Genomic DNA, 25,556 nt, shown 5'->3' with positions numbered 1-25,556 from the left:
ATGAAATGGAGGGGGTTTTTTATTCAACAGAAAAATCAAGCGAACCTTTTACCGTTCCGTTAATGATGACAGACAGAGTGTGAATTCCCCGATAATGCTTGCGGGTGGTTAAATCTTTAAGGGAATGATGTTTGCTGAAGGCTTTTACGTCTCCGTTATCCATGGCGGACTCCGACATCTTAAACACCTTGCGGCTGCGGTGCCCCCTTTTCTTTACAAAATCAATCGCGTATTCAACCCTGACTTTTTGCCGGGCGGATGAGCGGATCTGAAAAGAAAAATATATGCTTGTTCCGATGGCGGCCGTTTCCGAATTCAGTGTAAAACGTTCCAATGAAATCCGGGAGGCGTCTTCAAACCCGAAAATCGCAAGCGCCTGTTTGTCTCCTCTTTTTAACAGTGTCCTGCAGGCGTGCTTCAAAATCCAATCCGTGTGCGGACAGCTTCCGAACCGATCGGCTGCGATCTGTGCCAGAAGATCCGGATGTGTTTTGGAGATGTCATTCAGGTTATTTGCCACGCTTTTTCTGACATATAACGAGTCATCCTGCATCAAGCGGTCCAGAACAGGGAGAATCGGAGAAGGGTCGTCAAGAAGAGCCGGAATGGAGATTCCCCACGGCAGGCGCGGTCTTGAGCCTTCGCTGGCAAGCCTTCTGACATGTTCGTCCGGATGCTCCGTCCAGGAAAGGAACTCTTTGAACATCCGCTCCCGGTCAAGCTTGATATACGGGCGGACCGCAAATTCGGAAGTGGAAAAACGAGTGAAAAACTGAAGCGCCTTCATTGATTCTTCCCAGTGATCCGTTCCGTACTGTTGGACATAATCGGGAAAAATAATCCCGGCGAGCCCTGTGAAATGGGGAGCTGTCTCATATAAGACGTCAAGCGCCCGTATGTAATCCTTCGGCAGTGTTTCATATAAAGAGTCTGTGATCCGGCGCATCCGCTGTTTTAATGCCAGTTCGGGCCAATCTTCCTGAAACATCAGCGCCCGGCACATGTCCCGCTCAAAAGCCGGATGCGCCGATTTGATTCTGTTCAGAAGTGCTTCTGCAAATTCTTCGTTATAAATATCTTTTAATAGAGACATGACAGTCACCGCTTTTTTTCTTTTATTATATGCGAATATATGTTCTCTTTCAACTTTATCATACATTCAGCATAGATGGCCCTCTGATTTTTTTAGTTAAAAAAACCCTTGTCTTTTAACAGTAAACGTGTGATAATAACCCTGAAAGCGCCTACACTTACAGAAGGTCCAAGGATACGGTCGCCTATACTGCCTGTTATGTTAAGGGGTAGCAACAGAGAGTAAGTGAAACGAGCGCATCAACGGTCAAATAAGGGGTTCCTGATATAGAAATACACATTGGGGAGAAGGCAGCAAATCGATCGTATCCCACAAATGACAGTTCAAAGTCTGCTTGAGGCAGGCTTTTTTGCTGCTGAGAAAAGGTTGTTCTAAACAAAGAGACAGGGTCATATCCTAATGACAAGTACAGTCATCAAGGAGGGGGACTTCTCTGTGTCAAAACAAATGCTGGCGTTAAATATAGACGGAGCGCTTCTTCGCTCCAACGGCAAACTGCATCAGACGACAAAGGATGCCATCGAATACGTCAAGAAAAAAGGGATTTACGTCACACTGGTCACAAACCGCCATTTTCGCTCCGCTCAAAAAGTAGCGAAAATATTAAAACTGAATGCAAAATTGGTTACCCACAGCGGCGCATACATTTCCGAAAAAATAGATGAGCCGTTTTTCGAAAAGAAAATATCGGAAGATCACACGTTTAATATTGTCCAGGTGCTGGAAAGCTATCAATGCAATATCCGGCTTCTGCACGAAAAATATTCGATCGGAAACAAGAAGAAAGTGAACTCCAATCTGGTCGGGAAAACGATGATTCATCCGTCTGACCCGATTTTTTACCCGGTTCAGTTTGTCGAATCATTAAGTGATTTGCTCCTTGATGAACCGGTTTCCGCGCCCGTCATTGAGGTGTATGCTGAAAACGGATTGCAGGCTGACATAACAGATACGATCGTGAAAGCATTCCCGGCCGTGGACGTGATCCGCGTTAACGAAGAAAAGCTGAACATCGTGCCTAAAGGGGTTTCAAAAGAAAGCGGACTTTCGATGGTCGCAGCTGAACTCGGGCTTTCAATGGAAGAGGTCGTGGCTATCGGCCATCAGGAAGATGATCTGCCGATGATCGAGCTGGCAGGCCTCGGTGTCGCGATGGGGAATTCCTCTAATGAATTAAAAAGAAAAGCGGATTGGGTGACAAGGTCAAATGATGAACAGGGCGTCGCCTATATGATCAAGGAATACTTCCGCATGCAGCACCGCAAAGGCTTTCTCGATAAGTTCCACATGAAACGGCCGTAATAAAGAGCCGCAGACGCGAAACACCGGTCTGCGGCTTTTTCGCGGATTGATTTTAGCCTGTTCTTTCTGTACACTAAAGAAAGTTTTGAATCTGAAAAATAAGGTGATCACATTGCAAATCAAAATAGACGGCATAACGGATGACAGGCTGCATCGTCCGCTGCAAAACATCGCGAATTTATTTTTTGAGGAGTGTGTTCTTGCATACGCCGAAACGGAGGAACCCTCTGATCTCGTCATCTCACTTGCCATTTCTCAAGATGCAGACAGCGTGTCAGTATCGGGAGAAATCAAAGGAACCGGCGTAAGGGAGCATCACACGAAACCGATTCTTGCCGGATGGAGCGACAAAGAAGTATTTAAACAGGTGAAAAACACGCTGTCATACGTCTATTTAAATCTTCTTCAATCGCATACGGGCATGACGCAAAAATGGGGAATCCTGACCGGAATCAGGCCTACTAAACTTCTTCATAAAAAGCTGCAAAGCGGCCTGACAAAAGAAGAGGCGCATGCCGATCTGAAAAAAGATTATCTGATCCATGATGAAAAAATCAATCTGATGCAGGAGATTGTCGACCGCCAGCTCGCCGCGGTTCCCGATCTGTACCGGGTCAAAGATGAAGTCAGCATTTATATCGGCATTCCGTTCTGCCCGACGAAGTGCGCCTACTGCACGTTTCCGGCCTATGCCATCCAAGGACAGGCAGGCAGAGTCGGCTCCTTTTTATGGGGGCTTCACTATGAAATGCAAAAAATCGGCGAATGGCTGAAACAGCATGATATCAAAGTGACGACCATTTATTTCGGAGGCGGTACGCCGACAAGCATTACCGCTGAAGAAATGGACCTTTTATATGAAGAAATGGTCCGTTCTTTCCCAGATGTCGCAAATATCAGGGAGATTACCGTTGAAGCGGGCCGTCCTGACACGATTACGGAGGAAAAGCTTGCCGTTTTAAATAAGTATAAGATTGACAGAATCAGCATCAACCCGCAGTCTTATGAAAACGAAACGCTTAAGGCCATCGGCAGACATCATACAGTCGAAGAAACCATTGAAAAGTACCGCCTTTCCCGCAAACACGGCATGAATAACATCAACATGGACCTGATCATCGGCCTGCCGGGAGAAGGGACGGGTGAGTTCAGGCACAGTCTTGATGAAACGGAAAAGCTGATGCCTGAATCTTTGACCGTTCACACGCTTTCTTTCAAACGGGCGTCAGAAATGACGAGAAACAAGCATAAGTATAAAGTTGCCGACAGGCAGGAAGTATCCCGCATGATGGATGACGCCGTCCGCTGGACAAAAGAGCACGGCTATAAACCGTACTACCTGTACCGGCAGAAAAACATTCTCGGAAATCTTGAAAATGTCGGCTACTCCTTCCCGGGTCAGGAGAGCATCTACAACATTATGATTATGGAAGAAGTGCAGACGATTATCGGTATCGGCTGCGGCGCGGCAAGCAAATTCATTCATCCGGAAACCGGAAAAATCACGCACTTCGCCAATCCAAAAGACCCGAAATCATATAATGACCGATTCGAGCATTATACAGAAGAGAAAATCAAATACTTAGATGAGATGTTCGTCAAATCCGCTTTGTAATATGAAAAACGGCACGGAATCAGCGTGCCGTTTTTTTATGTTTATCTGTATGTGAAAACGGGAAAAAGATCATCAGACTGTAATTCGTAAGAGGTGTAATTATGTATGATGTCATAGGAGCGGGAATCGGGCCGTTTAATTTAGGGCTTGCCGCTTTGTTAGAGGATATACCCGAAACAGACGCTCTTTTTTTCGATAAAAAGACAGAATTTGCGTGGCATCCGGGCCTGTTAATTAAAGGAACGGATTTACAGGTGGCGTTTCTGGCTGATCTCGTCACGCTTGCCAATCCGAAAAGCCGCTACACATTTTTGAACTTTCTCCATGAACATGACCGGCTGTACCGGTTTTATACGTTTAATGAATTTGATATTCCAAGGCGGGAGTTTAACGACTATTTGAGCTGGGCGGCTTCAGAAATCAAATCATGCCGTTTCGGCTCAGAGGTAATCGGCGTGAAAAATGCCGGCGGCCATTATGAAGTCAGCGTCAAGAACATTGAGGACGGAAGCATCAGCGTGTATCAAACGAAGCATTTCGTCATGGGAACGGGTTCTGAGCCTCTTATTCCGGCAGAGATTGATGACGGGGCGCGTCAGGACACGATGGTCAGCACGGAATATTTGTTCCGGAAAGATGAACTCGCCGGTGCCGAATCAATTACAGTAGTCGGCTCCGGACAGAGCGCAGCGGAGATCTTTTCTGATTTATTGCATGATGAACAATACCGCCGCTGCCGGCTGCAATGGGTGACACGCTCCGCCGGATTTCGAGAGTTGGAAACCGCCAAGCTCGGACAGGAAATGTTTACACCCGATTATGTGGAGTATTTTAACCGCCTGCCTTTTCAGGAACGGCTGAATACACTGCCTGAGCTGGAAGGACTGCGCCACGGCATTGATTCTGACACACTTGCTGACATTTACGATGCCCTGTACCACAGGTCGATCAGCGGAGGCTCGCCTGATGTCTATATTCAGCCGATGGCGGAACTTAAAAAAATTGAAAAGAAAAACGGCCGCTGCGCACTGAGCTTTCATCAATGGCAGATGGATGAAACCTTTACGGCCGATTCAGAAAAAGTGATATTGGCGACCGGCTTCAAGCCGCATATTCCGGATTGGTTTTCGGCCATTTCTCCCGATATCGAATGGGAGGATGAGAAACGGTTTAAAGTGACGGCCGATTCCCGCCTCGTCTTTAAGGACAATAGGCGGCATCATTTCTTCACATTAACGAATCTTGACCATGCCCACGGAACAGGGGCTACGAATTTGAAGCTGTCTGTTTACAGAAATCAAAAAATCATTAATACCATTCTGGGAAAAGAGCATTTCTCCATTAACAAAAAAACGGCTTTTCAGCAATTTCTTCCCGCGCGAAAAAACTGACCCCTTTAGTAAGGGGTCAGTTTTTTTATGATTTCTGCGGCGTCTTTTCAGGCTTTTTCCATTTGAAAACGCTGTTCAACAGGAGATATATCCGCTTCGATTCTTTCGTGAGCAAAGGGCCGAAGATGGCCAGTATCAAAACATACAAGGCGGCGAAGGGTTTTAGTGAGGCGGACAGACCGCCGGCGATGCCGAGATTCGCAACGATGATGGAGAATTCGCCGCGGGAGACGATGGTCAGCCCGATATTGGACGATGCTTTATGAGAAAGTCCTGCCCGGCGCCCGGCAATCATGCCGGCGATAAAGTTTCCGGCAATCGTCAGCAAAACGGCGCCGAGGGCAAGCCAGACCGCATCTCCGAGTGAAAACGGATCAATGCTCAGCCCGAAGCTGAAGAAAAACATGGCCCCGAAAAAGTCACGGAACGGCACGACAAGATGCTCAATCCTGTCAGAATGGGCCGTCTCCGAAAAGACGAGTCCGAGTAAAAGCGCACCGATCGCTTCAGCGACATGAATCGTTTCGGAAAAGCCGGCAATGAAAAAGAGCGCTGCAAAAATGACAATGACAAACACCTCGTTTGAACGGATATCAAGCAGCTTGTTCAGAAGAGGCGGCAATTTTCGAGCGGCAATGAAAAACAGCAGCATGTATCCGAAAGCGATCACGATCGACATCAGCGCGCCTCCGACAGACGTCGCGTCTCCCAATACAAGCCCGGAAACAACGGACAAGTAAACCGCCAGAAAGATATCCTCAAACATAATGATGCCGAGAATCAGCTCCGTTTCCGGATTGGCCGTGCGCTTTAAGTCGACAAGCACTTTTGCGACAATGGCGCTTGATGATATCGTGATGACACCGGCCAATACAAGCACTTCCAAAAAGGAAAAGCCCGTAATGAAGCCGTATATCAGTCCTAAGCTGAAATTAATCAGAATATAAATCGTTCCGCCGGCGGCAATGGAACGTCCGGATTTCACTAATTTTCCGACCGAGAATTCAAGCCCGAGGTAAAAGAGGAGGAACAGGACGCCCATCCGTCCGAAAAATTCAATCACTTCCCGGCTTTCGATAAATGTCAGGTCAATGATGCCCGCTTGGGGCGCGTGCGGCCCGACAAGCATTCCTAAAATAATCAGGAAGGGAATAATCGAGAATTTAATTTTATTGGCGATGACACTTGCAATGGCCACGAGAACTAGCGCCGTACCGACTTCAAATACGAGATGATCCATAAACAGATCACACTCCGTCTCTGGAGAGAAAGTCTTGGATCAGTTTCTTCAAATGCTTTCTTTCGCCTGAAAGGACGAGTGTATCGTTTGCTTCAAGGAGCGAATCAGCGCCCGGGTTTAAAAACTTTTTCTGGTTATGCTTAATGATGGCGATGACCGTCACGTCGTAGTTTTGGCGCACATCCAGTTCGCCGAGCGTCCGGCCTGCCGCTTTAGCCCCTTTTTCAACTTTAAACCATTCGATAATCAGATCGCTGAACGCCATTTCAATCGATTCAAGCGCCTGCGGTTTGTACACCATCCCGCCGATAATCGCGGCGATCTGTCTTGCTTCCGCATCATCAAGAGAAATGCTTGCCAGAAGCTCATCAGGGTCGCGGTCATCAAATCTGTAAATTTCCCGCCTGCCGTCGTCATGAATGATGATCGTCATTTTTTCATGGTTTCTCGTTTCGATTTCGAATTTTTTCCCGATGCCGGGCAGATCGTTTTCCTTAATATTCATAAAAAATCCCTCCGGAATAGACTGTTTTTACACCGTAAATACAGATTGGCAATGAGAAAGGCTCTGATGCCGGAGGTAATTTGACTGGTATTGTATCGGAATGGCGCATGTCCTTTCCAGTGTGGAATCAATGAATTGATCAAGAGGTTTGACAGATAACAGGGTGACCATTCGGGATAACGCATCGTACCCTTTTGACAGGCCGTGCGGAGCGGTTTTGGCAGGGGCCGGCGTCTTTGCCGAGTCCGTTTCCTGCGGGTAAACCGAAATTTGAACGTGGCTGTCTGTTTCTGTCACCAATTGGGAAGGAAGGGCGACATCCGAAGGGGGGAACAGCACCATAAAAAAGCTCAATAAAAAACTCAGTATCACATATTTCATGATCGGCGTTACTCCCCCCTTTTTGTTTTGTATGTCAATTTCACTATATAAAAATGTATGTTGAGTTTCAAATGATATGCATTTTTCGGTATCTGTTGACCTTGAAAAATAAAGGGGTTTCGCTTCGGCGGAAAGAATATATCATTTGAACAAAATATGTAAGCGGATACAAGGAGGGTGTAAACATGCAGTATATTCGATATGAAGAAAAGGGAAAGATTGCAGAGATTGTGCTGAACCGGCCTGACAGTTACAACGCGCTCAATGAACAAATGCTCCGGGAATTGGAGAATGCATGCGTCATGGCAGCTGACAGTGAGGCGCTTATCGTCCTTTTGCGGGGGGAAGGCAGGGGATTTTCCGCGGGCGGTGATATTCAGATGATGACATCGGATCATGATTCAGGAGAATATGAACGGCTCATGAAAATGATCGAATCCATTACACTGACGCTCTATGATATGAAAAAAATTGTGATAGCCGCCATCCACGGAGCCGCGGCGGGGCTCGGACTGAGTTTCGCGCTATGTGCCGACGTGGTTCTCGCCGAAGAAAATGCCCGCCTCGCGATGAATTTCATCGGCATCGGACTGGTTCCCGACGGAGGAGGCCATTATTTATTAATGAAACGCGTCGGTGAGATTGAAGCGAAAAAACTGATTTGGAGCGGCGAAAAATTGCCGGCTGAAAAAGCGGTGGAGCTCAAGCTTGCCGACGGGCTGTTCAGCGGCGACCCTGCGGCAGGGGCAAAACCGTATATCGACCGGTTGTTACATGCGCCGCTGGCAGCAATGATTGAAACGAAGGCTATTTATCAAAGCCTCCATATCAGCCGTTTAAAAGACGTTTTGTCTCTTGAACGAAAGGCCCAGGAAAATATGAGAAAAACGGATGATCATAAAGAGGGCATCCGCGCCTTTTTAGAAAAACGGACGCCGCAATTTAACCGGTAAAATACAGAAGCCGGAAAGCTTCTGTTATCTGTGGAATAAAATCAGCTTTCCGGCTTCATTTACTAAGCGATGAGCAGTGTTCTCAAGCTTTTTTTCCTTTAACAAAGCCTCTCCGGCAGCCTTTGCTTCCGCCACGTTACCTGCTTCGATCCGTTCATCCAGCAGTTTTTCTCCCGACGCATGGAATGCGGTCAATACATATTGTCCCATCACGTCACCTCCTTTATAGAATGATATTCTCATAAAGAATTTAAAATCCTCCATTAATTTTTACCCATTATTAGTATATAATGGATCGGGAAAGGAGTTGGATTCGTGCTTACAATTGAAAACGTAACGAAAACATTCGGCAGCTTTACCGCTGTTGACAATTTGAACCTGCAAATACCTGAAAGGGAAATGTTCGGGCTCCTCGGCGCAAACGGCGCGGGAAAAACGACGACCTTTCGGATGATTTTGGGGCTTTTAAGCCTGACTGACGGGCAGATCAGCTGGAAAGGGAAGCCGGTCAATTATTCTATCAGCGAAAAAATCGGCTATCTCCCGGAAGAGCGGGGGCTGTATCCGAAAGTGAAGGTCAGTGACCAGCTTGTCTATCTTGCGAGATTAAAAGGAATGAGCAAAAAAGAGGCGGAAAAAGAGCTCATGACATGGCTCGAGCGGTTCGGCATTACAGATTACAAGAATAAGAAAGTCGAAGAGCTGTCAAAAGGAAACCAGCAAAAAATCCAGTTCATTTCCGCCGTCCTGCATAAGCCTGAACTGCTGATTCTCGATGAGCCTTTCAGCGGTCTTGATCCGGTGAATGTCGAGCTGCTGAAAGAAGCGGTTATTTCTTTGAAAAACAGCGGCGTTTCCATCGTTTTTTCAAGCCACCGAATGGAGCATGTAGAAGAGCTTTGCGAGAATTTGTGCATTCTCCAGAAGGGAAAACCCGTCGTTCAAGGCAATCTGAAAGACATTAAGCGGTCTTTCGGCAAAAAAAATGTCACCGTTCATTCAGATGATGATCTCAGCTTTTTAAAAACGCATGAAGGTGTCGTGAAATGGAAGGAAACAAATGACGGGATCAGATTGCAGGTCGCGAATGAACCGGTTTCCCAGGATATTTTCCGGGCGCTGCAAGGGAAAGGTTTTATACGGAAGTTTGAATTGGAAGAGCCGTCACTGCATGATATTTTTATAGAAAAGGTGGGGGCCGTTTATGAATAAATTCTGGATTATGCTGTTTCATACATATAAAAACAAAATCTCGACAAAGTCATTCATTATTTCGACCGCCATTACCGTTTTATTAGTATTAGCGGTGACCAACCTGCAATCGATCATTTCCGTGTTTCAATCGGATGACGGCAAGCAGCAGATTGCGGTGATTGATGAAACGGGCGGGCTTTACCCGGCGTTTGCAAAACAGCTTAAAGCGGCTGATACAGACAATGATCTGCAGGCGATGGAGACGAAGGAGTCCGAAAAAGAAGCCGTAAAGCGTGTCAAAGACGGTGAATGGGACGGGCTTTTTATCATCAGACAAGATCAAAAAGGAACGATAACAGGAGCCTACAAGGCGCTGACCATTTCTGATGAATCAGCGTATAAACTTCTCAAGCAGGCTTTAACCCAGACAAAAACCGCTGTTGAAACCGCCAAGCTCGGCATTTCGGCAGAAAAAGTCAGCAGTCTCTACACTCCGCCTGAAGTCAGCAAAGACGCGTTGGAAAAAGGGGCGAAATCTGAGGAAGAGCTCGGTCAGGTGATGGGGCTTGTATACATCATGCTGTTTGTCATCTACTTCTCGGTTATCATGTACGCAAGTATGATTGCGATGGAAGTGGCGACGGAAAAATCGTCACGGGTCATGGAAATTTTAATTTCAAGCATGCCGCCGATTCAGCAGATGTTTGCCAAACTGTTCGGTATCGCGCTTGTCGGGATCACACAGTTTGCGGTGCTGCTTGCGGCGGGTTTTCTTTCACTGAAGCTGAACCCTCAAAATGATGAGTCGTCGCCGATCAGTGCATTTCTCAATTTTTCGGATGTTCCCGTCTCGACGATTGTCTATGCCGTCATTTTCTATCTGCTCGGCTATTTTCTTTACGCGACGCTTGCCGCGTTTCTCGGCAGTGTTGTCAGCCGGATAGAGGACGTGCAGCAGACGATTCAGCCGATGGTTTTTTTAATCGTGGCAGGTTTTATGATCGCCATGTTCGGACTTGGCAATCCTGATGCGGGTTTTATTACCGTTACATCTTACATTCCGTTTTTCACGCCGATGATTATGTTTTTACGCGTAGGAATGCTCGATATCCCGTTTTGGCAGGCGGCGGCCGGAATCGCCCTGACACTGGTCGCTATCGTGATCTTTGCAGCGGTCGGCGCGAAAATTTACAAAGGCGGCGTTTTGATTTACGGAAACGCCGGCGGATTCAAAGCGATCAAACAAGCGCTGCGCATCTCCAAAAAATAAGTGAAACAGCCCCGGGACAGCCGGGCTGTTTTTTTATCGTGCAGAACGTGCATTCGTATGAAAACGATGCTAGAATAAGGGTAATTCAACCTACAGAAAGGGGAGGGCGAGATGGCTGATCTGACGTTTATTCATGCCGCTGACCTGCATCTGGACAGCCCGTTTTACGGCATTTCGCATCTGCCTGAACCGGTATATGCGCGTATTAAAGAAAGCACATTTCACAGCGTCCGCCGTCTTACCGACGGGGCGCTCCGGGAGCAGGCAGATTTCATGCTGCTTTCGGGAGATCTGTTTGATGAAGCGAACAGAAGTTTAAAAGCCCAGCTGTTTTTGAGAAAGCAGTTTACCAGATTACAGGAAGCGGATATCCAGGTGTTCGTCATATTCGGCAACCATGATCATTTGGGCGGTGAGTGGACACCGATTGAATGGCCCGAAAATGTACATATATTCACTTCGGATACACCGGAGGAAAAATCCTTCTTTAAAAATGGAGAGCTCGCGGCAAGCATATACGGATGCAGCTATCAGGAAAGAAGCGTAACGGCCAATCAGGCATCCCGTTACCGGAAAATGACCGGCGCGCCTTATCATATCGGCATGCTCCACGGCATGTTATCAGGAGCGGATGGGCATGACCCGTACTGTCCGTTTACGAAAGAAGACCTTGAAAAAAGCGGCATGGATTATTGGGCGCTTGGACACATTCATAAGCGGCAGGTTCTGTCCGCCAAGCATCCCGCCGCCATTTATCCCGGAAATATTCAGGCCCGCCATTTAAAAGAAACCGGGCCTAAGGGATATTATCTCGTCCGGGCGGCAGACGGTGAGATGTCTTGGGAATTCAAAGAAGCGCACGATGTCTTATGGGAGGAAATTGATCTTGACATTTCCGAAGCCGAGCATATGACCTCACTGATGAAAACGGCATCGGATATGTTCACCGGCTTGCGTGCCGCGGGCCGCCCGGCATGTGTCAGACTGGTGCTACGCGGCGAGGCGCCCCGCTTTTGGACGGAGGCGCCCGCAGGCATTGCGGAGGAGCTTCTTTCCGCTTTACAGGAGGAAGAGGCTGAAGAGGAATGTTTCATCTGGCCGCTTGCGATTGAGGATCGGACGGATGAAACAGACACAGTGCCGCCGGATCCGTTTTTTAAAGGGCTTCTTCAGGACATAGATCAATGCGCGGACATGAGCGGTGTATTTGAAGCGCTCGAGCGTCATCCCGTATACCGGCGGCAGATGACTTTATTTACGGATGAAGAGATACTGGACATTAAACGGCAGGCTCAAGCCGTTTTAAAGCGCCAGCTGAAGGAGCTTCAGCGATGAAAATAACGACGATGCTGATTTACCAGTACGGGAAATTTTCCAACCGAAGCTTCCAGCTGTCAGATTCGCCCGTCCAAGTGATTTACGGCTTAAACGAAGCGGGCAAAACGACATTGATGTCCTTTATCAAAAGCGTACTGTTCGGTTTTCCGAAATCAAAAAAATACGAACCGAAAAACGGCGGGGTGTACGGCGGCGTTGTGGAACTGAAGCATGACGATTACGGCGCTGTTAAAATTGAACGCACAAAAGGCGCTGCCGAAAAAGTCAGAGTGTATTTGCCTTCAGGTGAAATCAAGGACGGAGAATGGCTCAAACAGCTGCTTTCCGATACGGATCGGGCGCTGTACGAAGCAATCTATTCGTTTGATGTATTCGGACTGCAGGAGATTCAAGCCTTTAACCGGGACAAAATCGGCGAGTTTCTCCTGTTTTCCAGCTTATTCGGATCTGAAGCGGCGGCAAAGCTTGACGGCAGACTGGCGAAAGAGCTCGACAGAATGTATAAGCCGAACGGACGGAACCCCCGTTTAAATCAGGAATTGGATACGTTAAAGCGGCTCAGCGCCCAGCTGAAACAGGCGGAAGCTGCGGAAGCGGGCTATCACAGCCTTCTGAAAGAGAAAAAAAGCGCCGGCGGCCGTCTGCAGGATGCCGAAGCACAATTGAAAGATGTAACTGAAGAAATCAAAACAATAAAAGCGGCGATAGAAGCAAAGCCGCTCGCAGACAAAAAAACAGCGTTGGAAAGCGAACTTTCTTCTTATCCGGAAGCATTGGAGCAATTCCCGAAGGACGGAATGCATCAGCTTGAAAAATACGAATCGCATCTCCATCCGAAAGCGGCCCGGCTTGAAGGGCTTCGGGCAAAAACGGCTGAAATCAGGCGGCAGGCTGAGCTGCTCGCGCCAAATGAGGACCTGCTGCAAAAAGAACGGCAGCTGCAGGAGCTTTCCGGCGAGCAGCATATGTACGAATCACGCGGCGAACAGCTTGCCGCCATCCAATCACAAATCAGGCAGATATCGGCCCGTGTTTCTTCAGGGTTACAGCAGCTCGGCGGCAGACATGAGGAAGACGGCATTCTTTCGCTGAACACCGATTATGAATATGAATGGCGGCTGCAAGAAGCCGTGCAGAGCGCCGGACAGGCAAGAGAAAGAAAAAAACAGCTTGATGCGATTTTCGAACAAGCGCGTCTGGAACTGGAAGACGCCGAACGAAAGCATGCCGTAACGGCGGAAAACATCTTGGCTCCCGCCGTCAGGCAAGAAAAAGAAGCCGCTTTACAATCATATAAGCAAATGGCTGATACTGATGGAAACGAATGGCAGGCGCATGTTCAGCAGCTGGAAAAACAGCGCGCCAAACAAAAAAAGCTCTTTCTCGGTGCGGGCATTGTGTTCATTGCGATTTTCGCTGTGTTAAAGGAATGGCTGCCCGCCGCCCTTTTTACCGGCGCTTTGATGCTGTATATGCTGTCTGGCATACAGAAGCCGCTGCCGTCAGAAAGAAGAGGGGCCATTCACAAAAAGCCGCCGATCTCAAAAGAAGAGGCTGACATTCTGCAGGAAGAGCTTTGGCGTGACGGCCGGCACCGCCAGCAGCTGATTGCGGACCAAGCCGTGCTTGAACAGAAAGAAGCGGCATATGAAAGAGTCATCCGCCAATATGAAGAATGGGAGGCCGAAATGGCGCCGTCTGAAAAACAGGCGGAACATTTTATGAAGGAACTGGGGTTTTCGGGCAGCCCGTCCCATCTTCTTGACGCATATCATGTGATGAAAGATGTCAAAAAAGAAATTCTGAACAAGCATGAACTGACCATTGAAGCGGGCCGGCTCCAAAAGCTGCAAAGATCATTTGAGGAACGGGTCAAAAAGCTGAGTCCTTCAGACGGCTTGGAGCTGTCCGTAAAAGAAAGATTGCGTGCTTTGCTGGCGCAGGCGGAACGGGCCCGTGAGGACGCAAAACGAAAGCAGGCTCTCGAAACGGATCTGCTGCATGCCCAAGAGCAAATGCGCGAATTAAACGAAGAAGTTCATTACTACGAACAGCAGGTGAAACAGCTTTTTATGGCGGCAGACGCAAAAAACCGCGGACACTTCTGTGAGCTCGCCAGGCTGAATGAAAGCCGCCGGGAAACAGAGAGGCAGCTGCGCGAAATCGATACGCACTTGTCCGGCATAGGCCAAAAACAGCTGGCGCCGTACATGAGCCGTACAGTGCCCGAACTTGAACATACACTCGCTCAGCAGGAAAAAGAGAAAGAAACACTCGAGGAAAAAAGCGCGCATCTCCGTGAGCAGATTGCTTTATTAACGGTGAAGCAAGAGCAGCTGGAGTCCTCGGGGCTTGTGTCCGATTTAAAACAGCAGACAGAAATGCAGAAGGAACGCGTTAAAAAAACAGCTAAAGAGTGGGCCGCATTGCAGACGGTCAGACATGTGATCAGAGAAAAAATGGAGCGGCATAAAAAGGTGACGCTTCCCCGTCTGTTAGAAACCGCCGGCGCATTGTACGGACCGCTTACGGACGGACGCTATCACAAATTGTATTTCTCAGAGGCCGATGATTCCATTATGGTCATGCAAAAAGACGGTACGGTTTTTTCTGCAAGCGAGCTGTCACAGGCGGCATGCGAGCAGCTTTACGCGGCGATCCGTTTTGCCCTTGCGTCAGAACGGGAATCTGCGGTATCACTGCCGTTTTTACTCGATGACAGTTTTGTTCATTTTGACAGGCAGCGGCTGGAGCGGCTGTTTGATGTGCTGAATCAGCTTACAGAAGGCGGAAGGCAGATACTTTATTTCACCTGCCATGAGCATGTGAGCCGGTCATTTCACAACGGACAAGTCATGCGGCTCCTGTCATAAAAGAGTTTATTTTCAAAAAAGAGGTATGTGCTATACTGGTATTATGTAAGATATGGAGGGAGCTTTTAATAGAATGGCAAAAGGTATTATGCTGCACGAGGTCGGCGAGCAGGTCGATCAATACTTTCTGATTAAATCTTCGACTAAAGGAATCGCAAGCAACGGAAAACCATTTCTGACGTTAATGCTGCAGGACCAATCGGGGGATATCGAAGCGAAGCTGTGGGATGCCAAGCCGACTGATGAAACAACATACGCGGCGCAGACGATCGTGAAGGTAATCGGAGATGTACATCACTATCGCGGACGAAACCAGCTTAAGCTCAGAAACATCCGGCCGGCCGGCGAAAATGAAAATGTCAGCATTGATGATTTTCTGGAAACGGCGCCGATTCCGAAAGATGAAATGATGGAGACCGTCACTCAATACATTTTTGAAATGAAAAATCCAAACATCCAGCGGATCACGAGACATCTGGTCAAAAAATATGCCGCTGATTTTATGGATTACCCGGCGGCTGCTAAAAACCACCATGAGTTCGTCTCAGGGCTTGCGTATCATGTTGTGTCGATGCTGAACCTGGCAAAAGCGATTGCCGATCTGTATCCGTCTCTTGACCGGGATTTACTGTATGCGGGAGTCATCCTTCATGACCTCGGCAAAGTAAAAGAGCTTTCAGGCCCTGTTTCCACAACATACACCGTGGAAGGGAATCTGCTGGGACACATTTCAATCATGGTGACAGAGCTTTCAAAAGCAGCCGAAGAGCTTCAGATTGACGCTGAAGAAGTGCTGATTCTGAAGCATTTGATTTTGAGCCATCACGGAAAAGCGGAATGGGGAAGCCCGAAACCGCCGATGGTGAAAGAAGCGGAAATTCTGCACTACATTGACAATCTGGATGCAAAAATGATCATGATGGACAGAGCGCTGGAACGGGTGAAGCCGGGCGAATACACTGAGCGTGTATTTGCGCTTGAAAACCGTTCTTTCTACAAACCGACTTTCCATCAATAAGAAAAAAGGCCGATCCTTTACGATCGGTCTTTTTTACGTTCAGCTCTCATAACTTGTCTTTATCAGGCATAGCTTAAAATAAAGACTTTGGGTAAAAAGGGAGGAAACAACGTGCTATTTTTTCCTTGGTGGGTATACCTTTGCATTATCGGGATTATTTTCAGCGCTTATAAGCTTTTTACGACAGCTAAAGAAGAGGAAAAGCTTGACCAGTCGTTTATTGAAAAAGAAGGAAGAGTGTATATTGAACGGATGGAGCAGGAACGCGAGCGCCGTATGGCGGCGCCCGAAAATGAAAACGGAGATGCAGAAGAAAATTCCAATCATTCGATCGCATAAAAAAACTGTGCGGCTCGCCTAGAGCCCGCACAGTTTTTTTATTTAGATTGAGAAGATGCTGATGATGAAGTGTTAAACGTGTCTTTTAAGTCCTTGTCTTCAACTTTTACGTCAGCTTTTTTCATGACTTTTTGAATCGCCGCCTGTACAGCTGAGTTGTCGTTTAATTTCTGCTTAAGAACTTCTTCTTTCAGTTCTTTTTTCATGTCATCATATTTGCCGCGTTCTTCTGTCTTTTTGATGATATGATAACCGAACTTTGTTTTGACCGGATCGCTGACTTGTCCGACTTTCAGGCCGAATGCTGCTTTGCTGAATGTTTCATCCATTGATTTTTTATCGAACCAGCCAAGGTCGCCGCCGTTGTCTTTTGAGTTGTCGGTTGAGTATTCTTTCGCAAGCGTTTCAAATTTCTCGCCTTTTTTCAGCTTTTTCTCCACTTCGTCAGCTGTCTTTTTGTCAGCGACAAGGATGTGGCTCGCGCGGATTTTACCTTTTAAGCCGTCGTAATATTCTTTCGTATCGGAGTCAGTCACTTTGATGTTGTCTTTCGCCGCTTTTTGTGCAAGCAGTTCGTATTTCACCTGATCTTTCAGGTAATCTTCGCCGTACTGCTGTTTAAGGGCGCTGTACTGATCGCCGAGCTGCGTTTTGTACTCTTTCAGCTTGGTATCGATTTCTTTATCCGATACTTTGTATTTTTTGGCTAATACTTTTTCTTGTACGAGCTGTGTCAGCACACTTGCGCCCGCGGTTTTTTTCATGTTCGTGTAGAGCTCGCCTTTTGTTACATTGCCGGCATCCGTCTTGGCAATCACGTCGTTGTCGCCGCTGCTGCAAGCGCTGAGAGCCAGGACGCTCGTTGCCGTAATAGCTGCTATCGCGATTTTCTTCATTCCTTTAAACACTCCTAATCATCCAAATTAAATTGCATATGCGTATCATAACATATTGTGGCTTTCTGTAAAAAGATTTTAAATAAAGGGCATTCGTCTAGTCAAACTTTTTCCTGATACATACAAATATATTGATCATGAAAAGGAGGTAATGAACCATGGGCGGAGGATATTCAAACGGTTTTGCACTGCTCGTCGTATTGTTCATTTTGCTTGTCATTGTAGGTGCAGCTTACATTTGCTAAGCGAAACGGATCGCTTTTTCCAAAAGCGGTCCATTTTCTTACCCAGGCGCCTAAGCGTTTCTGAAGTGAATTGCATATGATGTAATTGGAAAAATAAAACGTTTTGTAGGAGGTGCTTCTGGAGATGGGTGAAGTATTTGCAGGCGGTTTTGCATTGTTGGTTGTTCTGTTCATCTTATTGATCATCATCGGCGCTTCTTGGATTTACTAAAAAAAGATGGCTGTCCGCGTTAATCCGCCGGCAGCCATCTTTTTTTGCCTGTTTACACAGTAAAGGAGATCTCGACGAACGAAGAGATCAGTAAAATTAAAATAGATACATTAATAAAGCGGAATACCTTATCCTGCCGGTCTTCAGGAATCTCTCTGACAAGGCATAATGTATTTGTGAGCCTGTTTATAAAATAAAGAATAAACAGGGCAGCCACGATAAAATAGAATAAAATGATGGGAGATTCCCCCTCTCTCTGAACTGCTCCCATATTACATTACCAAATATTTATTGAAAAAGATAGAATGTAAGCTGAAAAATCAGCGGGACATCAGGACTCCGGCACTTTTTTTACTAAAATATCAAAGCCGTCGGATTCCTGGTCAATCAGACATGATTTCGGCGCTTTGACCAGGTGCAGCGCAAACAGCAGATCAGGCAGGCAATAGCCCGCATGAATGCTCGAAATCATATAAAAGTAATGGGCGTGTCTCGGGAATGCCAAGCCTGCATAAAATAACACCGGCGTAATGAATAAAAACGGGCTGATCGTTGAAATCAGCATCGTTGTTTTCGGTATGCCTTTCCATGTCGGCATCCGCAAAAAGTACATTTTCATTTCCTTTTTTCTTTTTTTGCAAAACATTGGCAGGACATGTATGACTTTATGTACAAATAAAGTAACGACGAGCAGAACGCAAAAAGCTAATACATGCCCGTCACTTAAACTGATATTCGGACGAAGCAGCCCGAATGCCAAGAAGTTGCATATAAAAAACAGGATCATAAAACCTACAGCAGTCAATAATAAACGAACCGCACCATAATCTTTAATCAGATTAATGGTTTTCCAGCAATTCATCAGAGTCATCCTTCCGTACAAAGATGGAATACAATCTCAAAATAATTTACTCTCTTCAGGAGAAAAAATCAATCCTTTTTTAAAGAAAAAAATAAACCCGGAAAGAGAAGAACAGAAGAGAGCGGTGAAACATGGAAATGTACGGTTTAACCTTTCTTCTCCATTCATTATCAGCTAAAATAAGATTAAAGATAGAAAGAAGTGAAACGGATGGATTCAATGGATCAGCGTATCGGGCGGTTAGAATATTACATACAATTGCTGGTGAAAACGGTGGATATGGATAAGTACCCTTTTTATGCGATGATGATTGAAAAAGGGCTGACCGAAGAGGAAGGTGAAGAGGTCGGGCGGATCTGCCGCGAATTGGAGGACGAGCTGGAGTCGCAAAAAGCGCAAGGCTTTGTGACGTTCGACAAGCTCCTTGCGCTTTTTGCGGGACAGCTGAACGAAAAATTAGATGTTCATGAAACGATTTTTGCTTTGTACGAGCAGGGGCTTTATACAGCGCTGATGGAAGAATTCATCGAGATTATGAAGCACTTTGATTAATTGCTGACCGGTTCCAGCTCTTCAGCCGTTTCATGGGCAGCCGATTCGCCCGCTTTTTTCTTCAGGCTTCCGTCTTCACTTTCAAAATCATTGTTTATGTTTGTCAATGATTTCTCGAATATCTCCATAAAATCTTCTCCGTAAATGTGGCGGATGACACAGGTCAATTCTTCCATCTCCGGGAACTTCCCGAATAAGTGGTAGAGCGGCTGTGAGCCTTTAAACACCGCGTTTCTCGACGGGTCAAACTCCTCTAGCAGACTTTCAAATACTTTTTCCCCTTCTTCTGTTAACTGAATGTACGTGTTCCGTTTGTCATTCAGCCGCTTGGAAAAATTCAGATACCCGCGTTCTTCAAGTTTTTTTGAAAAATTAAATGCAGTTGATACGTGCATAACGCCGAATTTGGCGATTTCCGAAATAGAAGCTCCTTTAAGCTGATAAGCAATCCATAATATATGATGTTCATTAATATTAAGATCGTACGGCTTCAGCCAATTCTGCCAGTCTTTCTCGATAGATTTCCACAGCGCTTTGGATAGCTGTGCCATTTTTTGGGTATAGATTAAAGCTTCTTTTAAATCGTAAGGCGGTTCAACACGATTCAATACAGATCACCTGCTTCACATTTTCTTTTCCTCTATTATGCCAATAAAATAAAGATTAATAAAGATGAAAATTTAAGAATTTTATAATAAATTCTAAATCCGTTGCTGTGAAAGGCTTTAAACCGCAAAAAAAAGTGCGGAACGCAATATGTCCGCACTTTTTTTGGTTGTATAGGATATTAGTTTTGTAAGGTTTTCTCCAGCTGTCTGATTTTCTCTTCAATATCAGCGATTTCCTTTTGGAGATCCTGCTGGTGCGGCTTGATTTCCTCCTGCCACCTTTTAATGCTTGTCTGAAGCTCTCCGCCTACGTCTTTAATGACTTCGGCGCTTTCTTTCGCCGTTTGGACAAGCTGGTCTTTCAGCGCCATTCCGTCTTTTTTTAACCGTTTGATTGTGTCCTCAATTGAATTGCAATTCGCTTTAATTTTGCCCCGCAGCTCTTTTCCGGATGAAGGAGCCGAAAGCAAAACCGCTGCGCCTCCGATCAATCCGCCTACGAAAAGGCCTGTTAAAAGGGAACGTCCGTCAGCCATTTGAAATCACCCCGTTTTTTTTCTCATAAGCTTTTACCATTTTTGTTCAGAAGAATAAACTTCTATACATAGCTTGCTTTATTTTAGCATATTTTTTAAGGGAAAAGGAGGGAGAAGGTTGTCTGTCTTCATGATTGTTTTATCTTGTATGGCTCTTGTCTTTGCGGCGGGCGCCGTTTATTACCTGAAACTGCTCGGCCAGGCCGCTTCTTATCCGCCGAAGCGGGTCGTCCGCCAAAAGGCCATTGTCTGCTCAGCAGGAACCGCCCTCGCATTGTTCCTTATCTTTTTCACAAAACTTCTCGTATGAAACATGCTGAAACACATTAAAAAACCTCTTCCGGCCGGAAGAGGTTTCAGTATGCGGCTATTTTGCCGTTTCAATCATATTGGACCGTTTTAAGATCGTCTGCACAATCGGATACATGATGATAATGGCGATCGCGTTCAGCGCAGCCGCCGGAAGGACGACCGCGAGCACCAATGCCGTGAATCCGCCCGGCAGGCCGACAATCAGAAGGGCCAGCGCCAGAAAGATCACACCGGAGATGAAAGTGCCGGCTATCGTAATGACGGCAGCCGCCGCTGTTTTCACGCTTTTTTTCACCAAAAGCGCCAGTGCGAGAAACAGAAACGCCGTTACCGGTTTTTCAATGATATTCGGAAGCTGTCCCCCCGGAAAAGATGTCGTGAGTGCGGAAATGATTCCCGTTACAATCCCGATCATCAGCACGTTCTGCACACGGGGGAATAACAGAATACCCATAAACATCATCACAAGCATCATATCGGGTTTCATTCCGAATAATACCGGCGGCATAATGGAATGAAGCACCGCTCCGATTGCCGCAAACAGGGCCATAATGACTAATTCTTTTGTTTTCATACTAAGCTCTCCTCTGCTAAGCTTTTTCGCCATCCAATAATATGCTCGTCATTTATTGCGATGGCCGGAAAAATTGATATGCAAACAGTATATCAAAGGAACCGTTATGTTAGAAGAAATTTATTCGTTTTCCTGCTGGAACTTTCTCATAAACTGAGCCAGTTTTTCACAATCAGCCAGGCTGACGGCGTTGTAAACAGACGCCCTGCAGCCTCCGACTGAGCGGTGGCCGGCGAGTCCGGTCATTTTTGCCGCTTTCGCTTCTTCAACGAATTTTTTCGTCAGACTGCTGTCGCGGAGGGTGAACGTAATATTCATGTGAGAACGGCTGTCTTTTTCGGCATGGCCCGCGTAAAATCCGCCGCTTTCATCGATTGTGCCGTACAGGACATCCGCCTTTTCCCGGTTGCGCCGTTCAGCCGCTTCGACACCGCCGTTTTCAGCCAGCCATTCAAGGACGAGGCTCAGCATATAAATCGCAAATGTAGGCGGCGTATTATACAGTGAATCGGCTTTTGTGTGGGTGGAATATTTCAAAATTTTAGGAACGTTGGCGTTTTCGTTTTCAAGCCATGATTTTTTCATGATGACGACCGTAACGCCGGATGGCCCGAGGTTTTTCTGGGCTCCGCCGTAGATGACATCAAACTTTTTGACATCAAATTTTCTACTCAGGATGTCGCTTGACATGTCGGCTGCGAGCGGAATCGGTGAATTCGGGAACTCTTTCCACTGCGTTCCGAAAATCGTGTTGTTGGACGTAATATGCAAGTAGGCGCCGTCTTTTATCTGTGAGAGGTCCGCTTTCGGTATATGGTTGTGGTTTGAATCTGCGCTTGTTGCTGTGACGGATGTGTTTCCGAACAGTTTCGCCTCAGCGAGGGCCTTTTCAGACCATGCGCCCGTCACGATGAAGTGCGCCGTCTTCTCCGGCGTTAAAAAGTTCATCGGCAGCATTGAGAATTGAAGGCTTGCTCCGCCTTGGAGAAATAAAATATCATAATCGTCGGGGATATCCATCAGTTCTTTCAGAAGGGTTTTCGCTTTTTGATGCACCGCGTCATATTCTGTGCTCCGGTGGGACAGCTCCATGACAGACATGCCGGTATCATTGAAGTTGATAAATTCTTTCTGTGCTTTTTGCAGCACATCCAGTGGAAGGGCTGCGGGTCCTGCATTGAAATTCGTTGTACGTTCCATTTTTACGATCTCTCCCTGTTTTCCGCTTTAGTGTAAGAAATAATACAATTATCCTATCACAATTTTTAGATTTTTTTGATATGAAAAAATATTATTTTATGTATTTTATGTTTCGGGCGCAAAAAAACCTCATCCTTAAGATGAGGCAAGCCGTTTTCTGACGGTTGACGCGATCTCCTGAAGATCGTCAGGCGTATAGTCTTCGGCATGTGTCTTCCAGACAGCTCCGAATCCGTCGCCTTTTCCGTAACGCGGAATGATATGCATGTGAAAATGGAACACGGATTGGCCCGCTTTTTCACCGTTGTTATTGAGGATATTCAGCCCGATCGGCTCGAATTCATCCCGGATGGCGCGCGCGATTTTCGGCACCGCTTCAAAATATTCTTTAGAAAGCTCAGGCGTAAACTCGTACACGTTTTCGATATGTGTTTTCGGGATCACGAGCGTATGGCCTTTTGTGACCTGGCTGATATCAAGAAACGCAACGACGTGTTCGTTTTCGTATACTTTTGAAGACGGAATGTCACCGGCAATGATTTTGCAGAAAATACAATCGTCCGCTTTGTGCATAGATGGGTTTCCTCCCTGAAAAGAAATATATGTATATTCTCATCGTACCACAAAACCCGATGAAATAAAAAACAGGATGAACGGCTGGCGTTCATCCTGATGCAGAAGTACGAGCTTTATCACAGAAAATTAAATATGCCTTTTGTAAGCACCTCATTTGTTTTTAAAATGAAGACTTATGGGTCTGCTTGATCATTCCTGGGACAAACACCTCATTTGATTATTTCATCATGACTGAAGAACATCATCAAAGCAGTGTGTGAAGAAATTGTAAGCATAAGACATGTTGATTTTCATCCAACTGTTCTAAGACGTCTTTTATAAACACCTCATTTTCAGTTGATTAAAGCTGTTTCCTTCTACACACATTATGATGTCCGCTATCACGATAACTATGCAGGCTTTTTTACGTGAGAAAAAAAGGGAATCGTTTCAAATCAGCCTTTATTTTTGGTACTATGAAGAAAAACGAATCAGAAGGGGAGAAATTATGTCTCTGCTATCGGTAAAAGACTTAACCGGCGGTTATACGAGAAACCCGGTTTTAAAAAATGTTTCATTCACCCTTGAGCCGAACCAGATTGTCGGACTCATCGGATTAAACGGCGCGGGCAAGAGCACGACGATCCGGCATATTATCGGTTTAATGGACCCGCATAAAGGCTCGATCGAGCTGAACGGCAAGACGTTTTCAGAGGATAAAGAGGGTTATCGTTCGCAATTTACGTATATCCCCGAAACGCCGGTGCTGTATGAAGAACTGACGCTCAAAGAGCATTTGGAGCTGACGGCCATGGCGTACGGCCTTTCGAAAGAAACGCTTGAAAAAAGGCTTCCGCCGCTTCTGAAAGAATTCAGAATGGAAAAAAGGCTGAAATGGTTTCCCGCTCACTTTTCCAAAGGGATGAAGCAGAAAGTCATGATCATGTGTGCGTTTCTCGCGGAGCCTTCGCTTTATATTATTGACGAGCCGTTTCTCGGACTTGACCCGCTTGCGATCAATGCATTGCTGGAGCGGATGGACGCCGCGAAAAAAGCCGGATCAAGCGTACTGATGTCAACGCATATACTGGCGACGGCAGAGCGCTATTGTGACGCTTTCATCATTTTACATAACGGCGAAGTACGCGCAAGCGGCACGCTGGAAGAATTGAGAGAGCAGTTCGGCATGAGAGACGCCGCTCTTGATGATTTATATATTGAACTGACGAAGGAAGACGCCGGCCATGAATAATATGTCTACTATTTGGCAGTCCCGGCTTGAGGAGCATATAAAGGAAACCAGAATGTATATGAAATATATGCTCAATGATCATCTCGTCATTGTCTTGATCTTTTTCATTGCCGGCGCTGCGAGCTGGTACAGCAAATGGGTCAAAGACATTCCCGTTCATTTCCCGTCCTTTTGGGTGATGGCGGTGCTCTTTTCGATCGTGCTGACGGGTTCATACGTCCGGACGCTGTTAAAGGAAGCAGATCTCGTGTTCCTGCTGCCGCTTGAACCGAAAATGGGGACTTACTTTAAGCATGCATTCAAGTACAGCTATCTGTCACAGCTGTTTCCGCTTATCGCTCTGTCGCTTGTATGCATGCCTCTGTTTTTCGCTGTAAGTCCGGGGGCGTCGCTTGCGTCGTATGCCGCCGTTTTTATTCAGATGCTGGCGGTGAAAGCGTGGAATCAGGCCATGGAGTGGCGGATGACATTTATGAATGACAGAAGTATGAAAATGATGGATGCAGTCATACGTTTTATCTGCAACATGCTGCTTTTATACTTCGTCTTACAATCGTTTTATCTGTACGCTGCCGCCGTCTACATTGTGATGGCCGGCCTTTATGTCTATTTCACATCAGCCGCGAAACATAAATCGTTAAAATGGGAAGCTCATATTGAATATGAATTAAGAAGGAAGCAGCGGTTTTACAGAATTGCCAATCTGTTTACCGATGTGCCTCACTTGAAGAAACAGGCAAAACGCCGGGCGTATCTCGACTTTTTGCTCAGAATGATTCCGTTCGAGCAGCGGAAAACGTTCTCCTATATGTATGCCCGGGCCTTTCTTCGCTCAAATGATTATCTGGGCATTCAGGTCAGGCTCACGATTATTTTTATCCTGATTATTATGCTCGTTTCCGCCAATCCGTTGATAACGGCGGCGTTAACCGTATTTACCGTCTTTATTACGGGGATACAGCTTTTGCCGCTGTTCGGGCATTTTCAACATCTGTCGTTACAGGAGCTTTACCCGGTCAATCAGAAAGTGAAGCTGAAAAGTTTCTTTTCACTGATGAAATCGGCGTTAACCGTGCAGGCACTGCTGTTTTCGGCAGCGTCGGCCTATGCCGCGGGAGTCAGCGGGGCGCTTTATGCCGCTATCGCTTCAGCCGTCCTGATCTTTGTGATTATGCCTTCGTATATGGGCGGCAGATTGAAAAAGTACGGCAGGCTGTAATCAAACGGGTTTTTGAAACCTT

At 46.4% G+C, this 25,556-nt stretch carries 29 protein-coding genes; 16 read left to right on the top strand and 13 right to left on the bottom strand.

Annotated features, from left to right (window positions below; all coding sequences use genetic code 11):
• Positions 1 to 19 precede the first annotated feature (19 nt).
• A complete protein-coding gene (locus Y79_RS0114620) occupies positions 20 to 1,159 on the bottom strand; it encodes a DNA alkylation repair protein (RefSeq protein WP_016938360.1) in 1,140 nt (379 codons plus the stop codon).
• A gap of 369 nt (positions 1,160 to 1,528) precedes the next feature.
• On the opposite strand from Y79_RS0114620, the gene Y79_RS0114615 reads away from it, so the two are divergent.
• The 3 genes from Y79_RS0114615 to Y79_RS0114605 all read left to right on the top strand — a co-directional run bounded on the left by Y79_RS0114615 (position 1,529) and on the right by Y79_RS0114605 (position 5,401).
• The gene (locus Y79_RS0114615) at positions 1,529 to 2,395 is read left to right on the top strand and encodes a Cof-type HAD-IIB family hydrolase (protein ID WP_016938359.1); all 867 of its coding nucleotides are present in this window, start codon (positions 1,529 to 1,531) and stop codon (positions 2,393 to 2,395) included.
• A 112-nt stretch (positions 2,396 to 2,507) separates the two neighbouring features.
• Positions 2,508 to 4,010, top strand: a complete 1,503-nt coding sequence (locus Y79_RS0114610; protein WP_016938358.1) for a coproporphyrinogen III oxidase — start codon at positions 2,508 to 2,510, stop codon at positions 4,008 to 4,010.
• Between the two features lie 101 nt (positions 4,011 to 4,111).
• On the top strand, positions 4,112 to 5,401 hold the full coding sequence (locus tag Y79_RS0114605; protein WP_016938357.1) for a lysine N(6)-hydroxylase/L-ornithine N(5)-oxygenase family protein: 1,290 nt from the start codon (positions 4,112 to 4,114) through the stop codon (positions 5,399 to 5,401).
• Between the two features lie 25 nt (positions 5,402 to 5,426).
• Here the strand turns inward: Y79_RS0114605 and Y79_RS0114600 are convergent, their stop codons facing one another.
• Genes Y79_RS0114600 through Y79_RS0114590 form a run of 3 tightly spaced genes read right to left on the bottom strand, consistent with a single transcriptional unit; the run spans position 5,427 to position 7,527 of the window.
• Positions 5,427 to 6,641: a cation:proton antiporter gene (locus Y79_RS0114600; RefSeq protein WP_016938356.1), complete on the bottom strand. Its 1,215-nt coding sequence runs from the start codon at positions 6,639 to 6,641 to the stop codon at positions 5,427 to 5,429.
• Positions 6,642 to 6,648: 7 nt separating this feature from the next.
• Entirely contained in the window at positions 6,649 to 7,146 is a 498-nt protein-coding gene (locus Y79_RS0114595) for a cation:proton antiporter regulatory subunit (protein ID WP_014469990.1), read from the bottom strand.
• Between the two features lie 27 nt (positions 7,147 to 7,173).
• Positions 7,174 to 7,527 (bottom strand): hypothetical protein, encoded by a 354-nt coding sequence (locus tag Y79_RS0114590; RefSeq protein ID WP_016938355.1) that lies wholly within the window; start codon positions 7,525 to 7,527, stop codon positions 7,174 to 7,176.
• A gap of 185 nt (positions 7,528 to 7,712) precedes the next feature.
• Between Y79_RS0114590 and Y79_RS0114585 the strand changes: the two genes are divergently transcribed.
• Positions 7,713 to 8,480, top strand: a complete 768-nt coding sequence (locus Y79_RS0114585) for an enoyl-CoA hydratase (protein ID WP_016938354.1) — start codon at positions 7,713 to 7,715, stop codon at positions 8,478 to 8,480.
• Positions 8,481 to 8,504: 24 nt separating this feature from the next.
• Here the strand turns inward: Y79_RS0114585 and Y79_RS0114580 are convergent, their stop codons facing one another.
• Positions 8,505 to 8,690, bottom strand: coding sequence for a YhzD family protein (locus Y79_RS0114580; protein WP_016938353.1), 186 nt, complete (start codon positions 8,688 to 8,690; stop codon positions 8,505 to 8,507).
• Positions 8,691 to 8,795: 105 nt separating this feature from the next.
• On the opposite strand from Y79_RS0114580, the gene Y79_RS0114575 reads away from it, so the two are divergent.
• The 6 genes from Y79_RS0114575 to Y79_RS0114550 all read left to right on the top strand — a co-directional run bounded on the left by Y79_RS0114575 (position 8,796) and on the right by Y79_RS0114550 (position 16,512).
• Positions 8,796 to 9,692, top strand: coding sequence for an ABC transporter ATP-binding protein (locus Y79_RS0114575; RefSeq protein WP_016938352.1), 897 nt, complete (start codon positions 8,796 to 8,798; stop codon positions 9,690 to 9,692).
• Positions 9,685 to 10,944 carry an ABC transporter permease gene (locus tag Y79_RS0114570; protein WP_016938351.1) on the top strand — a complete coding sequence of 420 codons (1,260 nt, stop codon included), beginning with the start codon at positions 9,685 to 9,687 and terminating at the stop codon, positions 10,942 to 10,944. The genes Y79_RS0114575 and Y79_RS0114570 overlap by 8 nt, the downstream gene beginning before the upstream one ends.
• A 111-nt stretch (positions 10,945 to 11,055) precedes the next feature.
• Positions 11,056 to 12,279 (top strand): metallophosphoesterase family protein, encoded by a 1,224-nt coding sequence (locus tag Y79_RS0114565; RefSeq protein WP_016938350.1) that lies wholly within the window; start codon positions 11,056 to 11,058, stop codon positions 12,277 to 12,279.
• The gene (locus tag Y79_RS0114560; RefSeq protein ID WP_016938349.1) at positions 12,276 to 15,155 is read left to right on the top strand and encodes an ATP-binding protein; all 2,880 of its coding nucleotides are present in this window, start codon (positions 12,276 to 12,278) and stop codon (positions 15,153 to 15,155) included. The genes Y79_RS0114565 and Y79_RS0114560 overlap by 4 nt, the downstream gene beginning before the upstream one ends.
• A 73-nt stretch (positions 15,156 to 15,228) precedes the next feature.
• Complete coding sequence (yhaM, locus tag Y79_RS0114555) at positions 15,229 to 16,173, top strand: 3'-5' exoribonuclease YhaM (protein WP_016938348.1); 945 nt, start codon at positions 15,229 to 15,231, stop codon at positions 16,171 to 16,173.
• Between the two features lie 111 nt (positions 16,174 to 16,284).
• Positions 16,285 to 16,512, top strand: coding sequence for a sporulation YhaL family protein (locus Y79_RS0114550; protein WP_013351703.1), 228 nt, complete (start codon positions 16,285 to 16,287; stop codon positions 16,510 to 16,512).
• Positions 16,513 to 16,550: 38 nt separating this feature from the next.
• Here the strand turns inward: Y79_RS0114550 and Y79_RS0114545 are convergent, their stop codons facing one another.
• A complete protein-coding gene (locus tag Y79_RS0114545; RefSeq protein WP_016938347.1) occupies positions 16,551 to 17,408 on the bottom strand; it encodes a peptidylprolyl isomerase in 858 nt (285 codons plus the stop codon).
• 158 nt (positions 17,409 to 17,566) lie between these two features.
• On the opposite strand from Y79_RS0114545, the gene Y79_RS1000000120975 reads away from it, so the two are divergent.
• Entirely contained in the window at positions 17,567 to 17,653 is an 87-nt protein-coding gene (locus tag Y79_RS1000000120975) for a YjcZ family sporulation protein (protein WP_016938346.1), read from the top strand.
• A 124-nt stretch (positions 17,654 to 17,777) separates the two neighbouring features.
• Positions 17,778 to 17,864, top strand: a complete 87-nt coding sequence (yhzE2, locus tag Y79_RS01000000120175) for a sporulation protein YhzE2 (protein WP_013351705.1) — start codon at positions 17,778 to 17,780, stop codon at positions 17,862 to 17,864.
• A gap of 52 nt (positions 17,865 to 17,916) precedes the next feature.
• Here yhzE2 and Y79_RS0114530 read toward each other — a convergent pair whose 3' ends face one another.
• Together Y79_RS0114530 and Y79_RS0114525 are read right to left on the bottom strand one after the other, a co-directional pair.
• On the bottom strand, positions 17,917 to 18,135 hold the full coding sequence (locus tag Y79_RS0114530; RefSeq protein WP_003155245.1) for a hypothetical protein: 219 nt from the start codon (positions 18,133 to 18,135) through the stop codon (positions 17,917 to 17,919).
• Between the two features lie 60 nt (positions 18,136 to 18,195).
• Entirely contained in the window at positions 18,196 to 18,726 is a 531-nt protein-coding gene (locus tag Y79_RS0114525; RefSeq protein ID WP_016938345.1) for a DUF3267 domain-containing protein, read from the bottom strand.
• A 210-nt stretch (positions 18,727 to 18,936) separates the two neighbouring features.
• Here Y79_RS0114525 and Y79_RS0114520 point away from each other — a divergent pair, with 210 nt between their 5' ends.
• The gene (locus Y79_RS0114520) at positions 18,937 to 19,278 is read left to right on the top strand and encodes a YhaI family protein (protein ID WP_003155243.1); all 342 of its coding nucleotides are present in this window, start codon (positions 18,937 to 18,939) and stop codon (positions 19,276 to 19,278) included.
• Here the strand turns inward: Y79_RS0114520 and Y79_RS0114515 are convergent.
• Together Y79_RS0114515 and Y79_RS0114510 are read right to left on the bottom strand one after the other, a co-directional pair.
• Positions 19,275 to 19,886: an HTH-type transcriptional regulator Hpr gene (locus Y79_RS0114515; RefSeq protein WP_016938344.1), complete on the bottom strand. Its 612-nt coding sequence runs from the start codon at positions 19,884 to 19,886 to the stop codon at positions 19,275 to 19,277. The two genes, Y79_RS0114520 and Y79_RS0114515, sit on opposite strands and share 4 nt — an antisense overlap.
• A 179-nt stretch (positions 19,887 to 20,065) precedes the next feature.
• Positions 20,066 to 20,422 carry a YtxH domain-containing protein gene (locus tag Y79_RS0114510; RefSeq protein WP_007409224.1) on the bottom strand — a complete coding sequence of 119 codons (357 nt, stop codon included), beginning with the start codon at positions 20,420 to 20,422 and terminating at the stop codon, positions 20,066 to 20,068.
• 118 nt (positions 20,423 to 20,540) lie between these two features.
• On the opposite strand from Y79_RS0114510, the gene yhzF reads away from it, so the two are divergent.
• On the top strand, positions 20,541 to 20,732 hold the full coding sequence (gene yhzF, locus Y79_RS0114505; protein ID WP_007409223.1) for a membrane protein YhzF: 192 nt from the start codon (positions 20,541 to 20,543) through the stop codon (positions 20,730 to 20,732).
• A gap of 57 nt (positions 20,733 to 20,789) precedes the next feature.
• Here yhzF and Y79_RS0114500 read toward each other — a convergent pair whose 3' ends face one another.
• The 3 genes from Y79_RS0114500 to Y79_RS0114490 all read right to left on the bottom strand — a co-directional run bounded on the left by Y79_RS0114500 (position 20,790) and on the right by Y79_RS0114490 (position 23,081).
• Positions 20,790 to 21,308 (bottom strand): tryptophan transporter, encoded by a 519-nt coding sequence (locus tag Y79_RS0114500; RefSeq protein WP_016938343.1) that lies wholly within the window; start codon positions 21,306 to 21,308, stop codon positions 20,790 to 20,792.
• A gap of 120 nt (positions 21,309 to 21,428) precedes the next feature.
• Entirely contained in the window at positions 21,429 to 22,508 is a 1,080-nt protein-coding gene (gene serC, locus Y79_RS0114495) for a 3-phosphoserine/phosphohydroxythreonine transaminase (protein WP_016938342.1), read from the bottom strand.
• Positions 22,509 to 22,643: 135 nt separating this feature from the next.
• Entirely contained in the window at positions 22,644 to 23,081 is a 438-nt protein-coding gene (locus Y79_RS0114490; RefSeq protein WP_007409220.1) for an HIT family protein, read from the bottom strand.
• Between the two features lie 490 nt (positions 23,082 to 23,571).
• Here Y79_RS0114490 and ecsA point away from each other — a divergent pair, with 490 nt between their 5' ends.
• Both ecsA and Y79_RS0114480 read left to right on the top strand, forming a co-directional pair.
• Positions 23,572 to 24,315, top strand: coding sequence for an ABC transporter ATP-binding protein EcsA (gene ecsA / locus Y79_RS0114485; protein WP_016938341.1), 744 nt, complete (start codon positions 23,572 to 23,574; stop codon positions 24,313 to 24,315).
• Entirely contained in the window at positions 24,308 to 25,534 is a 1,227-nt protein-coding gene (locus Y79_RS0114480) for an ABC transporter permease (protein WP_016938340.1), read from the top strand. Before ecsA ends, Y79_RS0114480 begins: the two co-directional genes overlap by 8 nt.
• Positions 25,535 to 25,556 lie beyond the last annotated feature (22 nt).

Source organism: Bacillus siamensis KCTC 13613 (assembly GCF_000262045.1).
GTDB lineage: Bacteria > Bacillota > Bacilli > Bacillales > Bacillaceae > Bacillus > Bacillus siamensis.
This window is presented reverse-complemented; position numbering and strand designations above follow the sequence as displayed.

What these genes read in the sequence shown, in the direction of transcription:
- Y79_RS1000000120975 (WP_016938346.1), top strand. Translation starts at nt 17,567, where the DNA reads ATGGGCGGAGGATATTCAAACGGTTTTGCACTGCTCGTCGTATTGTTC.
- Y79_RS0114480 (WP_016938340.1), top strand. Translation starts at nt 24,308, where the DNA reads ATGAATAATATGTCTACTATTTGGCAGTCCCGGCTTGAGGAGCATATA.
- Y79_RS0114500 (WP_016938343.1), bottom strand. Translation starts at nt 21,308, where the DNA reads ATGAAAACAAAAGAATTAGTCATTATGGCCCTGTTTGCGGCAATCGGA.
- Y79_RS0114580 (WP_016938353.1), bottom strand. Translation starts at nt 8,690, where the DNA reads ATGGGACAATATGTATTGACCGCATTCCATGCGTCGGGAGAAAAACTG.
- Y79_RS0114490 (WP_007409220.1), bottom strand. Translation starts at nt 23,081, where the DNA reads ATGCACAAAGCGGACGATTGTATTTTCTGCAAAATCATTGCCGGTGAC.
- serC (WP_016938342.1), bottom strand. Translation starts at nt 22,508, where the DNA reads ATGGAACGTACAACGAATTTCAATGCAGGACCCGCAGCCCTTCCACTG.
- Y79_RS0114565 (WP_016938350.1), top strand. Translation starts at nt 11,056, where the DNA reads ATGGCTGATCTGACGTTTATTCATGCCGCTGACCTGCATCTGGACAGC.
- Y79_RS0114510 (WP_007409224.1), bottom strand. Translation starts at nt 20,422, where the DNA reads ATGGCTGACGGACGTTCCCTTTTAACAGGCCTTTTCGTAGGCGGATTG.
- Y79_RS0114585 (WP_016938354.1), top strand. Translation starts at nt 7,713, where the DNA reads ATGCAGTATATTCGATATGAAGAAAAGGGAAAGATTGCAGAGATTGTG.
- Y79_RS0114590 (WP_016938355.1), bottom strand. Translation starts at nt 7,527, where the DNA reads ATGAAATATGTGATACTGAGTTTTTTATTGAGCTTTTTTATGGTGCTG.
- yhzE2 (WP_013351705.1), top strand. Translation starts at nt 17,778, where the DNA reads ATGGGTGAAGTATTTGCAGGCGGTTTTGCATTGTTGGTTGTTCTGTTC.
- Y79_RS0114600 (WP_016938356.1), bottom strand. Translation starts at nt 6,641, where the DNA reads ATGGATCATCTCGTATTTGAAGTCGGTACGGCGCTAGTTCTCGTGGCC.
- Y79_RS0114620 (WP_016938360.1), bottom strand. Translation starts at nt 1,159, where the DNA reads ATGTATGATAAAGTTGAAAGAGAACATATATTCGCATATAATAAAAGA.
- Y79_RS0114560 (WP_016938349.1), top strand. Translation starts at nt 12,276, where the DNA reads ATGAAAATAACGACGATGCTGATTTACCAGTACGGGAAATTTTCCAAC.
- Y79_RS0114530 (WP_003155245.1), bottom strand. Translation starts at nt 18,135, where the DNA reads ATGGGAGCAGTTCAGAGAGAGGGGGAATCTCCCATCATTTTATTCTAT.
- Y79_RS0114605 (WP_016938357.1), top strand. Translation starts at nt 4,112, where the DNA reads ATGTATGATGTCATAGGAGCGGGAATCGGGCCGTTTAATTTAGGGCTT.
- Y79_RS0114545 (WP_016938347.1), bottom strand. Translation starts at nt 17,408, where the DNA reads ATGAAGAAAATCGCGATAGCAGCTATTACGGCAACGAGCGTCCTGGCT.
- Y79_RS0114595 (WP_014469990.1), bottom strand. Translation starts at nt 7,146, where the DNA reads ATGAATATTAAGGAAAACGATCTGCCCGGCATCGGGAAAAAATTCGAA.
- Y79_RS0114570 (WP_016938351.1), top strand. Translation starts at nt 9,685, where the DNA reads ATGAATAAATTCTGGATTATGCTGTTTCATACATATAAAAACAAAATC.
- ecsA (WP_016938341.1), top strand. Translation starts at nt 23,572, where the DNA reads ATGTCTCTGCTATCGGTAAAAGACTTAACCGGCGGTTATACGAGAAAC.
- Y79_RS0114525 (WP_016938345.1), bottom strand. Translation starts at nt 18,726, where the DNA reads ATGAATTGCTGGAAAACCATTAATCTGATTAAAGATTATGGTGCGGTT.
- Y79_RS0114520 (WP_003155243.1), top strand. Translation starts at nt 18,937, where the DNA reads ATGGATTCAATGGATCAGCGTATCGGGCGGTTAGAATATTACATACAA.
- yhaM (WP_016938348.1), top strand. Translation starts at nt 15,229, where the DNA reads ATGGCAAAAGGTATTATGCTGCACGAGGTCGGCGAGCAGGTCGATCAA.